The organism is Kribbella sp. NPDC002412, assembly GCF_053592935.1.
This window is the reverse complement of record NZ_JBSFBL010000043.1, coordinates 19,360-32,886: the sequence shown is the minus strand read 5'-3', so window position 1 is coordinate 32,886 and position 13,527 is coordinate 19,360. Positions and strand designations below refer to the sequence as shown.

The following is a 13,527-nucleotide window of genomic DNA, read 5'->3' as shown; positions in this document are numbered from 1 at the left end:
ATGAGGACACTCACCGGGTTGGCAGGCACGCTGAGCGCCGTACTGCTGGCGGCGACACTCGTCCCGACGGCGGCAGCGAGCACCACGGCCGTTTGTGGCCTCAGGCTGGGGTCGGTAACGGCATCGGGCGGTCACCGCCTCCAGCAGATCTCCGCGACCACACCGCCGAGCGTCGTGCAGTCGGTCGACGGGCCGAAGGACCTGTTTCCGGACGGGCAGGGGCGGCTGGCCACGTCGGTCGCTTGGGAGCCTGGTGCGAGCGAGGGCGAGCATCGCTTCGGCAGTGTGACGATCGGCAACAGCCTGTACGACTTCTACTACCACGTCGGCGACAACCTGACCGACGTCACGCCGGAGACGTACGAACAGACGCTGATCGGCGGTGGGTGGACGCCGAGCATCACGTACGTCGAGGAGTCGTTCTACTTCCCCCGCGACGGGTCGCACCGCGCCAACAACTACGCGCTGTGGTCCGGGACGATCCACCGCTGGAACCAGGGCTGGGGCCAGGCCAAGGTCTTCAAGGGGTTCGACGCGGTGAAGACGATGACGCTGATCAGCCAGACCGCGACGTACGACACCTTCCTCGCGAACACCCGCGGCGGGGCGCTGTACACGATCCGGATCCCGCTGAGCAGCACCGCCGTACCGATCGTCAAGAAGGTGCGCACGCGCACGTGGCAGGGTTTCGAGGTTCTGATCGCCGAGAAGTGCGGCCGGGCGAGCACGCTGCTCCTAGGCATCGACAAAGACACCGGCTCCGCCCACGTCTACGCCATGAGCCACGCCACCGGAACCACCACCGTCATCAACTCCCTCGGCAAACTCCCAGGCACCTACACCGCCCCCACCTACTTCCGCTACCGCCGCACAATCACCAGCCCAACAGGCGCCCTAAACGGCGAGTAGCCCACCACGCCGAGCCGCCCGTACGGCGCGTCGCCAGCTCCGGCCGATCGCCCGGCTCGGGTGGGTCGCCCCGGACACCGTCCCGCTCCCGCACACCGCCCCGGACGGCACATCGTCCTGCTCCAGCGAGTAGATCGGTACGACGAGCCGCCCCTGTGCCGGGAGCACGTCAGAGGTCGACGAGGTCGAGGAGTTGGCCTAGTTCTTTTTGGTCGAGTTCGCGGAGTTCGCCGGTGTGGAGGTTGCCGCGGCGGACCGGGCCGATGGCAGTGCGGGTGAGGCGCTTGACCGGGTGGCCGACCGCGTCGAACATCCGGCGGACGATCCGGTTGCGGCCCTCGTGCAGGCTGATCTGGATCAGGGTGCGGCCGCGGATGCTGGAGATCACCTTGACGGTGTCCGCCTGCGCCGGTCCGTCGTCGAGCTCGACGCCGTCGAGGAGGCTGCGCAGGACTGCCGGCTTCACGTTGCCGTCGACTTCGGCGACGTACGTCTTGGAGACCTCGTACGACGGATGCGCGAGCCGGTGCGCAAACTCGCCGTGGTTCGTGAGGAGCAGCAGACCCTCGGTGTCGGTGTCCAGCCGGCCGATGTGAAAGAGCCGCTCCGGCCGGTCCTCGACGAAGTCCGCAAGACAGCGCCGCCCCTGCGGATCCGCCATCGTGGAGACGACTCCGCGGGGCTTGTTGAGCACCAGGTACACGTGAGCGCTGGTCGGCGGAATCCGCTCCCCATCAACCCGGATCACCGAAACAGCCGGATCCACCCGCCGCCCGAACTCGGTCACGACCTGCCCGTCGACCTCGACCCTGCCCTGCTCGATCAGGATCTCCGCGTTACGCCGGCTGGCCACCCCCGCCTGAGCCAACACCTTCTGCAGCCGAACCCCCGCCTCTTCCTCACCCATCACGATCCCCATCCCACCCCCGCAACCGCTCCCAAGCCAAACTCCCCGCCACCCCGGACCCCTCAGCCCTGCCACCTTCCGCGGTGTCACCTGAGTCCGCCGCACCAGCTCGGCCCGTTGCGCCGGCCTCATCCACCGAGTCAGCTTCATCCGCGGTGTCAGCGTCCTCCGCCGCGCCAGCTTGGTGTACCTCGCGGCCGACGCCCTCCCCTGCGTCCGGCTCCCCGCCGGCCTCGGCTTCGACACCCACCTCGGACGTGACCGGCTCGTCAGTCGTCAAATCACCGTCGATCCCGGCGGAGGTGCCCACAGGCTCGTCCTCTGAATCAGCTGCGTCCTCGGCTTCGGCAGTCGCCTCAGAGTCGACCGGTTCGTCGGTGCTCAGATCCGACGACTCGCCTGGCGCGGCTCCCGCGGTCGGCTCGGAGCCGGCTGCCTCGTCCGTCTCGAACTCCTCGGACGGCTTCAAATTCCCCGGCTCGTGCTCGACGTCCAGGTCAACCGGCTCGTCGGTCGTCAGATCGCCGTCGATGCCGGTGGCACCCTCAGCCGACTCGGCGACTGCGGTCGGTTCGCCGGCGGGCTCGATCTCCTCGGACGGATCGAGGTCGGCCGGCTCGTGGTCGGCGTTCAGGTCGGCTGGTTTCTCGGTTGCCAGGTCTGCGTCGATGCCGGTGTCGTCAGGTGGCTCGTCTGCGGTGGGCGGGTGTTCGTCTGACGTGGGCGGCTCGTTGGTGGGGTCGGGCGCCGTACCTTCCTCTGAAGATGCGGGAGGGAGGGATTGGGCGGCTAGCTCTTCCTCGATGTCGTCCATGTCGGGGAGGTAGGGGGCTAGCTCGGGGAGGTCGTCGAGGGACTGCATGCCCATGCGTTCGAGGAAGTACGACGTGGTGCGGTACAGGGTTGCCTGGGACTCGGTGTCGGCGCCTGCTTCCTCGACGAGGCCGCGGGCGACGAGGGTGCGCATCACGCCGTCGACGTTCACGCCGCGGATCGCGGAGACTCGTGCGCGGCTGACCGGCTGCTTGTACGCGACGACGGCGAGCGTTTCCAGGGCGGCTTGAGTGAGGCGCGCCTGCTGCCCGTCGAGGACGAACCTCTCCACGTACGGCGCTGCCTCCACGCGGGTGTAGTAGCGCCAACCGCCGCCCACCTCACGCAGGTCGAACCCACGCCCCTGCTCGGTGTACTCCGCGGCCAGCGCCTCCAGCGCGGCCGACACATCACCCGTTGGCCGGCCGACCGCCCGAGCCAGCGTCAGCACCGGCAACGGCTCGTCCGTCACCATCAGGATCGCCTCGAGCGCCCGCCGCATCGTCTCGTCATCAATAACAACCTCATCCCCCACCGGCACCGCCGTCTGCCCCGGCTCCAGGTAGTCCTCCCCGTCGTCGGTCCCGGCGGAGTCGTCGGCGGAGTCGGCTAGCTCCGCGGAGGCAGCCGCGTCGGCGCCATCCTCAGACGGAGCTGCGTCGGTGGACGCGCCGTCGGCGGAGTCGGCGGAGGGCGACTCGTCATCCGGGTCCGCGGGATCCGCGGAGGTGGTGGGGGCGTCGGCGCCCGGTGCGGCGTCGGTCGCCTCCGGGGTCGCGTCTGCGGAGTCGGCCTCGGGCGACTCCGCGCTCGGCTCCTCAACTGGGGTTGAGTCGGTGGACGCGTCCGCGGCGGCGGACGGCTCTTCGGCGTCGGAGTCGCCGGGGTCCGCGCCGGCGTCGGAGTCGCCGGGGTCCGCGCCGGCGTCGGAGTCGCCGGGGTCCGCGTCGGCGTCGGAGTCGGTGGGGGCCGCGTCGGCGCCTTGGTCGACGAAGCTGGGGTGTTCTTCGCGGGAGTCGGCGGCGGCGCCTTGGTCGACGAAGGTGGGGTGGTCTTCGGGGGTGCCGGGGGCGGGGGCCGGGTGGGTTGGGTGTTCGGTCACTGGTCCGCCGTCTCGTTCGGGGCGTCGGCCGGGGCGGGCTCGACGTCGTCTTCAGCTGTGGCGCTGGCGCCGGGTTCGAGGAAGTCGGTGTCGTCGGAGACCCGTGGGGCCTCGCCGTCCTCGGATTCGGGGCGCGACACCTCGTCGAACTCGTCGCTGACGTCGATGTCGCCCTCGTCCGACCCGGTCCACCGGATTGTGAGCTCCCCCAGCGGCGTCACCTGGTCGAAGGAGACCGCGGCCTCCCGGAACAACTCCAGCAACGCCAAGAACCGGCAAACCGTCGTCACGGTGTCCGGCGAGTCCGCCACCAACGCGCGGAACGTCGTACTCCGCTGCCGCCGCAACCGGTCCACGACGACAGCCGCCTGCTCCCGCACCGTCACCTGCGAACCGTGCAGGTGCGTCAGCGACACACCTTCCGGTACGTCGGTCTTCGGCGCCATCGCCCGGGCGGCCAGCGCAGCCAGCCCGGCCGGATCGATCCCCAGCAACACCTCGGGCAGCAGCTCCGCGAACCGCGGCTCCACCCCCACCGCCCGCGGGAACCGCTTGGCCTCGGCAGCCATCCGCTCCTGCATCAGCGCCGCGATCTGCTTGAACGCGCGGTACTGCAGCAGCCGCGCGAACAGCAGGTCCCGCGCCTCCAGCAGCGCCAGGTCCTCGGAGTCCTCGACCTCGCCCTTCGGCAGCAACCGGGCCGCCTTGAGGTCGAGCAGGGTCGCCGCGATCAGCAGGAACTCCGACGTCTGGTCCAGGTCCCACTCCGACCCCAGCGCCTTGATGTGGGCGATGAAGTCGTCGGTGACCTGCGACAGCGCGATCTCGGTGATGTCGAGCTTGTGCTTGCTGATCAGCTGCAGCAGCAGGTCGAACGGCCCCTCGAAGTTGACCAGGTGGACGCTGAACCCCTTGCCCTCGGCAACAGCCGGGACAGCGTCGTCCCCCGGGGACAACTCCAGAGGCAGCGAGTCCGCCACGGTCACTCCGAGGCCTTGAGCCGCCGTACCAGCACCGAGTCCGGCCCGTGGTCGACGAAGTCGGCCAGCAGCACGTCGATCGCCTCGCGGACGATCCGGCCGCGGTCGGCCGTCAGCCCGTGCTCGGCCCGTAGCGCGAGTCTGGTCTGTTCCAGGCCGAGCAGCTCCTCCTCCGTCACGTACACGGTGATCTTCGTGTCGTGCCGGATCCGACCACTCGACTTGCGGTCGTCGACGACCGCCGTGCGGGACCGCACGGTCGACGCCGGCGGTCCGTCAGTGGTGGTGCGCTTCTCGGGTCTGGTCTGCTTCGGTGCCGCACCCCCGAAGAGTTCACTGGCACCTGGCAGGCTCACCCGGCGGGACAACGCGCCAGCACCTCCTTGGCAAGGTCGCGGTACTGGGTAGCCGCTTGGGACGATGGCGCGTACGTCGTGATCGGTTCGCCGACGACCGTGGTCTCGGGGAACTTGACGGTACGCCGGATGACGGTGTGGAAGACGCGTTCGTCGAAGGCCTGGACCACCCGGTCGAGGACCTCCCGGGCGTGCGTCGTACGCCCGTCGAACATGGTGCCGAGGATGCCGACGATCTCCAGCTTCGGGTTCAGCCGGTCCTGCACCTTGCCGATCGTGTCGGTCAGCATCGCCAGCCCGCGCAGCGCGAAGAACTCGCACTCCAGCGGGACCACGATGCCGTTGGACGCGGTCAGTGCGTTCACGGTGAGCAGGCCGAGCGACGGCGCGCAGTCGATCAGGATCACGTCGTAGTTCGGGATGATCGGCTCGAGCACGCGCTGCAGGGTGTACTCGCGGGCGACCTCCTGGACCAGCTGGACCTCGGCCGCGGACAGGTCGATGTTGGCCGGCAGCAGGTCGAGGTTCTCCACCCGGGTCGGCCGGATCACCTCGTCCGGGGTGATGTCGCGCTGCATCAGCAGGTTGTAGACCGAGATGTCCAGGTCGTGCGGCTGCACGCCGAGGCCGATCGAGGCCGAGCCCTGCGGGTCGAAGTCGATCAGCAGCACCTTGCGGCCGGTCTCGGCGATCGCCGCGCCGAGGTTGATCGTGGTCGTGGTCTTGCCGACGCCACCCTTCTGGTTGCACATCGCGATCACCTGCGCCGGGCCCGTCTTGGTGGGCGGCTGCGGCACGGGCAGGTCGGGAACCGGCCGGCCGGTCGGCCCGATCTTGTTCCTCGGACCGTGCGCGTCATTCACAGGTGCGATGTCCTCCGCGGTGAGCTTGGCCGTCGGCCGGGGCATCTCCGCATAGTTCTCGGGTGGGGTCAGATTCCGCTGCGGCTGGGGCGTGGCTGCAGGCTGGGAGACCGTCGGCGCGATCGGTTGGGCCGGCGACGGGAACTGCTCGGTGCCCGGGAATGTCGACTCGTTCATGACTCGTCAAACCTTTCAACCGATACGGGCGATCCCAGCGACTGTAAGCGTGCATTCAAGCACTCTCAACCAGCCACTCCGCACCGGGGTGGGGTGGTTTGTCGACAAAGCTCCGGACCCGGCCGATCACTGCCTCCGCGTGACCAACCGTAACCAGATGATCGCACACCGTCCCCGAATTCCGTGCACCGGGTCCTACCCTTTCACGAGCCTGTTGTCCTAGGCGAACCAGGCCGCGCGGGCCCGCGGCTAGGACGAGAGCGCGCGCGGATGGGAGGTCGCGTAGACCTCGCGGAGTTTGTCGACGGTGACCAGCGTGTAGACCTGCGTCGTAGTCACCGAGGCGTGGCCCAGCAACTCCTGCACGACGCGGACGTCAGCGCCGCCGTCCAGCAGGTGGGTGGCGAAGGAGTGGCGGAGGGTGTGCGGGGAGATCTCCTTGGCGATGCCGGCTCGTTGGGCGGCCCGGCGGAGGACGGTCCACGCGGACTGACGGGAGAGGCGGCCGCCGCGGGCGTTGAGGAACAGGGCCGGCGTGCCGCGTCCTCGGCGTACCAGGTCGGGTCGGCCGCGGACCTGGTACGCCGACAGCGCTTCGCGGGCGTAGGACCCGACAGGTACGACGCGCTCCTTGCTGCCCTTGCCTCGCAGCAGCACCGCACCGGCTTCGAGGTCGATGTCGTCGACGTCCAGCCCGACCGCCTCGGAGATGCGCGCGCCGGTGCCGTACAGAAACTCCAGCAACGCCGCGTCACGCGTCGCCAGAACGGCCGGCTCCGCCTCCGCGCCGGAAGCCGCGGTCAGGATCCGTGACACCTCGTCAACGGAGAGTGCCTTCGGCAACCGTTGCGGCGGGGCCGGCGGCTTCACCGCGGCCGCCGGGTCCACCGCGGTCAAACCCTCGCGCAGGCAGAACCGGTGAAACCCGCGTACGGCGACCACAGTCCGGCCGGCCGAGGACGCGGTGAGCGGCGGGTGGTCCGCGTCACCCTCCCGCAACCGCATCAGGAAGTCGCTGACCACGGCCTCGGTGATCCGGCCGAGATCGTCGATCCCCGCGCCCGCGAGGTAGTCGTCGTACCGGCGCAGGTCACGCCGGTACGACGCCAGGGTGTTCGCAGCCAGGCCACGCTCCACCGTGAGGTGGTCCAGGTAAGCGCCAACCGCCCGGCTGATGCTCAGACCAGCACCTCGTCGAGCTTCAGCTGGGACAGGTCGTGGGCCTCGGCAACGGGTCCGTAGGTCACGTGCCCCTCGTGCGTGTTCAGGCCGAGCGCGAGGCTGTGGTCCTGCTTCATCGCCTCCCGCCAGCCCAGGTTCGCCAGCTCGATCGCGTACGGCAGCGTCACGTTGGTGAGCGCGTACGTCGACGTGTTCGGCACCGCGCCGGGCATGTTGGCGACGCAGTAGAACAACGAGTTGTGCACCTGGTAGACTGGGTCCGCGTGCGTGGTCGGGCGCGAGTCCTCGAAGCAGCCGCCCTGGTCGATGGCGATGTCGCAGAGCACGCTGCCCGGCTTCATCCGCCGGACCATGTCGTTGGTGACCACCTTCGGGGCCTTTGCCCCCGGCACCAGGACGGCGCCGATCACCAGGTCCGCCTCGAGCACCGCGCGCTCGATCTCGAACGAGTTCGCGGCGATCGTCAGCAGGTGCCCCTGGTAGATCCGGTCGGCCTCGCGCAGCCGGGCGATGTTGCGGTCGAACAGCTGCACCTGCGCCTGCATGCCGAGCGCGATCGCGGCCGCGTTCATCCCGGCGACGCCGGCGCCGATGATCACGACCCGCGCCGGGTGCACGCCGGAGACGCCGCCCATCAGCACGCCGCGGCCGCCGCCGCTGCTCATCAGGTGGTAGGCGCCCGCCTGCGGCGCCAGCCGGCCGGCCACCTCGCTCATCGGGGCGAGCAGCGGCAGCGAACCGTCCGGAAGCTGAACCGTCTCGTACGCGATCCCGGTGATGCCGGACTTCAGCAGCGCCTCGGTGCAGTCGGTGCTCGCGGCCAGGTGCAGGTAGGTGAACAGGACCTGGTCCCGCCGCATCCGGTGGTACTCCTCGGCCACCGGCTCCTTCACCTTGAGCACCAGCTCCGCGTCCAGCCAGACGTCGTCCGCGGTCGGCACGATCCGTGCCCCGGCCGCGACGAACTCGTCATCGGGGATCAGCGAACCGGTCCCCGCGCCCTGCTCGATCAGAACCTCGTGCCCGCTGCGCACGAACTCGTGCACGCCGGAGGGGGTGATCGCCACCCGGTACTCGTGGTTCTTGACTTCCTTCGGTACTCCGACCTTCACAACTCGCCCTTCTTTCACATTCCAGGTGTGCGGCCCACGTCGTTGTGTCCGCGGCCCGGCGGTGAGGGGTGTGCTGCCAGGTCGCTGCCGAGTGTAAGCCCGCAAGGCTCATACCACCTGATCGGATGGTCCTATCCGGTGGCGACTCGCGGAACCGTTGCCCGGCGGTTCGGTTACACTCCATTGAGACGCCGTGGCGCCCCGTGACGTTCACACCGGGATCCCTTGCCCGGCAGGCTTTGCGCAATCTTGACGCAATCTCCACTTCTCCCTTTACGCCAGTCTTGCACTGCCCAGAAGTGCGGACAGGCGCGCTCTTCGGTACCCCCGACCAAAACGCCGGAAGGAAGGTTCTGACATGGACGAAGAGGTCGCCCTGACGGGTGGCAACGTCGGCGGCGCCGTCCGCGTCGGCGACACCGTCCGGCGTGCCACCGGGCCGTGGACGCCGGCGGTTCATGCCTTGCTCAACTACCTCGCGGACGCCGGGTTGACCGGCGTCCCGCGCGTGCTCGGGTACGACGACCAGAACCGCGAGATCCTCGACTACCTTCCCGGTACGGCGTACGGCCCCGAGGTGCCCGACGACGTACTCGCGGACGCCATGCGCTGGCTGGCCGAGTACCACCGCGTAGTCGCGTCGTACCGGCCCGAAGGCGAGATCGTCTGGCGCACCAGTCGTGGCGAACTCGCTGCCGGACAGATCATCTGCATGCACGACTACGGGTACTACAACTGGATCGGCACCGAGTCCGGCTTCAGCGGCGTGATCGACTGGGACATGGCCGGCCCGGGCGTCCCCCTCGACGACATCGCCTTCGCCGCCTGGAACACCGCTCCGCTCGCGATCCCGATGGATCCCGCCTACCAGGCCGCGCGCCTGCAGCTGATGGCAACGTCGTACGGCGGATCCTTCACCCCACTCGAGATCCTCGAGGCCGCCCCGATCCGCGCCCAGCGGTCGGCCCGCGTCATCCGCGCCGGCCAGCAAACGAGTGACCCAGGCATGCTCAACCTGCTCAGGGTCGGCGAACCGGACCGCACCGAGCGACGGCTCGTGGACCTGCAGCAACGCATCCCCGACATCGCCGCCCACCTGTAGGCCGTCCACATTCTGGTTGCGCCGGCAGTCATCGTTGACGTGCCCTGGTGGGCGTCGGGGATGCTTTTCCCAGCACGGAATGGAGCCCGCCCGCTCCCGGTTGCAGCCTGAGAACGGTTCGACGAGAGGAGTACGCGTGGCGGTAGAACTTGGACGCTTCGGGGTCTGGCACGGACCTCAGCACTGGGGGCCGGAACTGGCGGCGGGACTGGAGCAGGCCGGGTACGGCGCGCTCTGGCTGGGCGCCTCCCCGGGCGCCGGCCTGCGCGACGCGGAAGTGTTGCTGGCGTCAACGAACTCCGTTGCCGTCGGCACCAGCATCGTGAACATGTGGAAGTCGCCCGCGGCCGACGTGGCCGCCTCGTACCACCGGCTGGAGGACGAGCACCCGGGCCGGTTCCTGCTCGGGGTCGGGATCGGTCACCCGGAACGCACCGGCGAGTACAAGTCGCCGTACGACACGATCGTCGGCTACCTGGACGAGCTCGACGACGCCAAGGTGCCGGCCGACCGGCGGGCACTGGCCGCGCTCGGCCCGAAAGTCCTGCAGGTCGCGGGATCCCGCACCGCCGGCGCCCTGCCGTACCTGACGACTCCCGAGCACACTCGCGAGGCTCGTCGTACCCTCGGCGGCGGTGTGCTGCTCGCGCCGGAGCACAAGATCGTGCTCGAGACCGACGACGAGATCGCGCGGACGACGGCGCGCGACTACCTGGCGTCGTACCTGCAGCTGCGCAACTACCGGTCGAACCTGAAGCGCCTCGGGTTCACCGACGCCGACCTGGACGACGGCGGTAGCGACCGGCTGGTCGACGCGCTGGTGCTGCACGGTTCGGCGGTGGAGATCGCGGAGGGTCTGAAGGCTCACCTGGACGCCGGTGCGGACCACGTCGCGGTCCAGCAGCTGGGGCGTGAGGGGATCGACCTGCTGCCTGGGTACGAGGCGCTGGCAACCGTTCTCCAGTAGGTGGTGACGAGTCCGTCCGGCGGTGCGCCTGTTCGCCGGACGGACCCTCTTGACGACCGCTTGAAGCGGAGGAACATCAGCAGTAGACGCACGCCATTTCGGGGTGCGTGCACTGGAGGTGTTCCCCATGACTGAGCGACACGAGTTGCGTTGGGGCGGAATTGCCGGACTGGCCTTCGTCGTCCTGGCACTCCTGGGCAGGTTCCTGCCCGGCAATCTCCCCACGGTGGACGAGTCGGAAGGCGCGATCACCGGCTTCCTCAACGACGCCCGGACCTCGATGCTGGTCGGGTCTCTGATGTGGGCCGCCGCGGCCGGACTGATCATCTGGTTCGCCGCCGCCTTCGCCGAGGCGATCAGAGAGCGGGAGGAGCGCAGTGACGTCCACCTCGCCCTGCTGGCGGGCTCGGTGCTGGTCGGCAGCGCGATCTTCGTGGATGCCGCCCTGACCGCCGCGACCGCGTTCAGCATCGACGGCCGGGGCGCGGCGATCACCATCATGCTGTACGAGCTGACCGCGGTGATGACGACGATGATCGGCTTCGCCGCCACGCTGCCGCTGGCCGCGGCCGGGATCGGTGTGCTGCGCACCCGGATGATGCCGAACTGGCTCGGGTACCTCGCGCTGCTGGCCGCCGTGGTGTCGTTCGCCGGCGCGTTCGGCGTGTTCGCCACCGACGGCGCGTTCATTGCCGGCGGCATGCTGATGACCACGGTCCCGTTGCTGCTGTCGGCGGTCTGGATCGTCTGCGCCGGCAGCTACATGATCCGCGAGCACCTGCCGGAGGTGACAGCGGGCGAGTCGATCGTTCCGCAGACCTGAGCTCGGTCGTCCGCCGGGGCTCGCGTGCCCCTGACGCGGGTCCCGGCGGGCCCTCCCCTCACCGCAGGGTGAAGTCCGCGAAGTCGAACCCCGGCGACACGACGCAGGACACCAGCACGGGCTGATCCCCCGCCGGTCGCGCCGCCTGCCACGCCCCCGCCGGTACGACGACCTGCGGCCGCTGACCCGCGCCGACGTCAGGCCCGAGGGTGACCGACTCGTCGCCGTACTCCAGCGTCAACGGCCCGCCGGAGTGCCACAACCAGATCTCCGCCGACCGCACCCGGTGCAACCGCGACTCCTCCCCCGGCGCCAGCAGGAAGTAGATCGCGGTCGCGCTGGCCCGCGTCCCGTCGTACCCCTCCGGCGCGATCTCCACCTCCGACCGCCACGTCTCCCGGTACCACCCACCCTCCGGATGCGGCTCAAGCCCCAACACCCCAGCCAACTCAGGCTTCTCCATGAAAGGCATTGTCGGATGGGAGGCGGCCCGGCAGAGTTCGGGGATGGGTGAGATGCCTTCTGAGTATCATCGGCGGTTGCCGTACGGGGAGCGGTTGTCTGCGGAGGCGCTGGTGGGGCAGCGGTTCTTTCCGTTCGAGGGGGACGTGCGGGTGGTGCCGCTGGCGGAGCCGGTGATGCCGGAGCCGCCACGTGGGGGTGAGCCGGGCGGGGCGCCGTGCGTGACGTGTGCCGATCCGGACAAGTTCGTGATCTGGCGGGACGACCAGTGGCAGTTGAAAGCGGGCTTCGAGCCGAACGGTCTGCCGTTCGTCGCCGTACTCGAGCCGCGCGAGCACTACCGCCTCGACAACCTGCCGCCCGAGCTGCTCGTCACCCTCGGCCCGATCATCCAGCGCGTCGCCGGCGCGATCCGCCGGATTGACAGCGTCGGCCGTACCCACTTCAACCGCTGGGGCGACGGCTCGGAGCATTTCCACATCTGGTTCCTCGCCCGCCCGGTCGGCCAGATGCAACTCCGCGGCGCGATGATCGCCGCCTGGGACGAGATCCTCCCCAAAGTCCCCGACGAGGAGTTCAAGGCCAACAGCCGCACCGTCGCCGCTGCCCTCTGCGAAGGCGGCGGCGAAGCGGTTGGCTGATTCCTACGAGCCCAGTGAGCGGGCGACGAGGATGTCGGTCTTGAGTTGCGGCGGGCCATCGACCGGAGCGGGGTCTTCGGCGGTCGGGGTGACGCCGCCGGCGGCGACCTTGTCGAGGACCTTCAGGCCGAGGCGGTCGACGGTGCCGAAGACGGTGTAGTCGGGGCGGAGGCGCGAGTCGGCGAAGACCAGGAAGAACTGGCTGCCGTTGGTGTTCGGGCCGGCGTTCGCCATCGCCAGGGTGCCGCGGGCGTAGACCTTGCGGGTGCCGGTCGGGTCGTCGGGCCAGTTCGGCAGGTCGGTCGGGAGCTCGTCCTTGTAGGAGTAGCCAGGGCCGCGTTCACCGGTGCCGCTCGGGTCGCCGCACTGCAGGACCTTCAGGGTCGGGTACAGCGTGAGCCGGTGGCAGGTGGTGAAGTCGTAGAAGCGGCTCTTCGCGAGGTGCAGGAAGCTCTGCACGGTGCATGGCGCCTTGGCCCGGTCGAGCGACAGCAGCATCGGGCCCTGGTTCGTCGCGACCACGACTCGCACGATGCCCTTGTTCGGCGTCGGCGTCGGGTCCGGCGGCAGCGAGACCGGGCGCGGCGACGGGTCGTCAGGGGTCGCGGTGTACCCACACGGACCACTGGTGGTCACTGGTGCGGCTGACGCCGTACCGGGAACGGTCAGCAGGCCGGCGACGGTCAGAGTCGCCAGGACGGCGACGCGGGTGGCTCTCATCGTTGAGATCTCCTTGGGGCGTTCGGGATCAGCCGGTGGCCAGGGTGAAGATCCGCAGGTCGCGGTTCTTCGGCAGGGTGATGCTGACCGGAGTCTTGGCCAACGTCAAGGGCGCCGTCGCGAAGATGTGCGTGCGGACGCTGTCCCGCCCGCCGGCACATTGTCCGGCTCCCCGCCTGTACGTCGGGCCACCACAACCGATTCATTGCCTGCCGCAACGTTTTTGGGTCTGGTACGGACGGCCGGTGTAGTTGTAGATCCACGGCGTGCTGATCGACGGCTCGTTGTCCAGCTCGGCATGCAGCTCACCGGCCTTGGCGTACGGGAAGATCGGGATGTCACCGGAGCCGCCGGCGCAGCCGGGTGCCGCTCATGTGCGTCAGGCTGAAGCCGCGGATCGTGCCGCTACCG

The 13,527-nt window shown here is 69.5% G+C and carries 16 protein-coding genes; 5 read left to right on the top strand and 11 right to left on the bottom strand.

Translation table 11 applies throughout. The annotated features are described in order from the left end of the window. Positions 1-909, top strand: a complete 909-nt coding sequence (locus tag ACWCOV_RS29500) for a hypothetical protein (RefSeq protein ID WP_449832582.1) — start codon at positions 1-3, stop codon at positions 907-909. Here ACWCOV_RS29500 and ACWCOV_RS29495 read toward each other — a convergent pair. The 8 genes from ACWCOV_RS29495 to ald form a co-directional block, all read right to left on the bottom strand. Then, on the bottom strand, positions 895-1,077 hold the full coding sequence (locus tag ACWCOV_RS29495; RefSeq protein ID WP_449832581.1) for a hypothetical protein: 183 nt from the start codon (positions 1,075-1,077) through the stop codon (positions 895-897). The genes ACWCOV_RS29500 and ACWCOV_RS29495 overlap by 15 nt on opposite strands. A 1-nt stretch (position 1,078) precedes the next feature. Next, positions 1,079-1,828 carry a pseudouridine synthase gene (locus ACWCOV_RS29490; protein WP_449832580.1) on the bottom strand — a complete coding sequence of 250 codons (750 nt, stop codon included), beginning with the start codon at positions 1,826-1,828 and terminating at the stop codon, positions 1,079-1,081. Beyond that, positions 1,809-3,731 carry an SMC-Scp complex subunit ScpB gene (scpB, locus tag ACWCOV_RS29485; RefSeq protein WP_449832579.1) on the bottom strand — a complete coding sequence of 641 codons (1,923 nt, stop codon included), beginning with the start codon at positions 3,729-3,731 and terminating at the stop codon, positions 1,809-1,811. Before scpB ends, ACWCOV_RS29490 begins: the two co-directional genes overlap by 20 nt. Then, on the bottom strand, positions 3,728-4,711 hold the full coding sequence (locus ACWCOV_RS29480) for a segregation and condensation protein A (RefSeq protein WP_449832578.1): 984 nt from the start codon (positions 4,709-4,711) through the stop codon (positions 3,728-3,730). The genes scpB and ACWCOV_RS29480 overlap by 4 nt, the downstream gene beginning before the upstream one ends. Positions 4,712-4,713: 2 nt before the next feature. Beyond that, positions 4,714-5,079: a hypothetical protein gene (locus tag ACWCOV_RS29475; RefSeq protein WP_449832577.1), complete on the bottom strand. Its 366-nt coding sequence runs from the start codon at positions 5,077-5,079 to the stop codon at positions 4,714-4,716. After that, a complete protein-coding gene (locus tag ACWCOV_RS29470; RefSeq protein WP_449832634.1) occupies positions 5,064-5,975 on the bottom strand; it encodes a ParA family protein in 912 nt (303 codons plus the stop codon). The genes ACWCOV_RS29475 and ACWCOV_RS29470 overlap by 16 nt, the downstream gene beginning before the upstream one ends. A gap of 381 nt (positions 5,976-6,356) precedes the next feature. Beyond that, on the bottom strand, positions 6,357-7,289 hold the full coding sequence (xerD, locus tag ACWCOV_RS29465; RefSeq protein ID WP_449832633.1) for a site-specific tyrosine recombinase XerD: 933 nt from the start codon (positions 7,287-7,289) through the stop codon (positions 6,357-6,359). After that, positions 7,286-8,401 (bottom strand): alanine dehydrogenase, encoded by a 1,116-nt coding sequence (ald, locus tag ACWCOV_RS29460; protein WP_449832576.1) that lies wholly within the window; start codon positions 8,399-8,401, stop codon positions 7,286-7,288. The genes xerD and ald overlap by 4 nt, the downstream gene beginning before the upstream one ends. A 358-nt stretch (positions 8,402-8,759) precedes the next feature. Here ald and ACWCOV_RS29455 point away from each other — a divergent pair, with 358 nt between their 5' ends. The 3 genes from ACWCOV_RS29455 (at position 8,760) to ACWCOV_RS29445 (ending at position 11,293) form a co-directional block, all read left to right on the top strand. Beyond that, positions 8,760-9,503: a phosphotransferase gene (locus ACWCOV_RS29455; protein ID WP_449832575.1), complete on the top strand. Its 744-nt coding sequence runs from the start codon at positions 8,760-8,762 to the stop codon at positions 9,501-9,503. A gap of 136 nt (positions 9,504-9,639) precedes the next feature. After that, entirely contained in the window at positions 9,640-10,470 is an 831-nt protein-coding gene (locus ACWCOV_RS29450) for an LLM class F420-dependent oxidoreductase (protein WP_449832574.1), read from the top strand. 127 nt (positions 10,471-10,597) lie between these two features. After that, a complete protein-coding gene (locus ACWCOV_RS29445; protein WP_449832573.1) occupies positions 10,598-11,293 on the top strand; it encodes a hypothetical protein in 696 nt (231 codons plus the stop codon). Between the two features lie 58 nt (positions 11,294-11,351). On the opposite strand, the gene ACWCOV_RS29440 is transcribed toward ACWCOV_RS29445, so the two are convergent. Beyond that, complete coding sequence (locus tag ACWCOV_RS29440) at positions 11,352-11,756, bottom strand: cupin domain-containing protein (protein WP_449832572.1); 405 nt, start codon at positions 11,754-11,756, stop codon at positions 11,352-11,354. 52 nt (positions 11,757-11,808) lie between these two features. Here ACWCOV_RS29440 and ACWCOV_RS29435 point away from each other — a divergent pair, with 52 nt between their 5' ends. Further along, positions 11,809-12,396 carry a hypothetical protein gene (locus tag ACWCOV_RS29435; protein ID WP_449832571.1) on the top strand — a complete coding sequence of 196 codons (588 nt, stop codon included), beginning with the start codon at positions 11,809-11,811 and terminating at the stop codon, positions 12,394-12,396. Between the two features lie 3 nt (positions 12,397-12,399). Here ACWCOV_RS29435 and ACWCOV_RS29430 read toward each other — a convergent pair whose 3' ends face one another. Continuing rightward, positions 12,400-13,116 (bottom strand): peptidylprolyl isomerase, encoded by a 717-nt coding sequence (locus tag ACWCOV_RS29430; RefSeq protein WP_449832570.1) that lies wholly within the window; start codon positions 13,114-13,116, stop codon positions 12,400-12,402. A 202-nt stretch (positions 13,117-13,318) separates the two neighbouring features. Beyond that, complete coding sequence (locus ACWCOV_RS29425; RefSeq protein ID WP_449832632.1) at positions 13,319-13,420, bottom strand: glycoside hydrolase domain-containing protein; 102 nt, start codon at positions 13,418-13,420, stop codon at positions 13,319-13,321. Positions 13,421-13,527 lie beyond the last annotated feature (107 nt).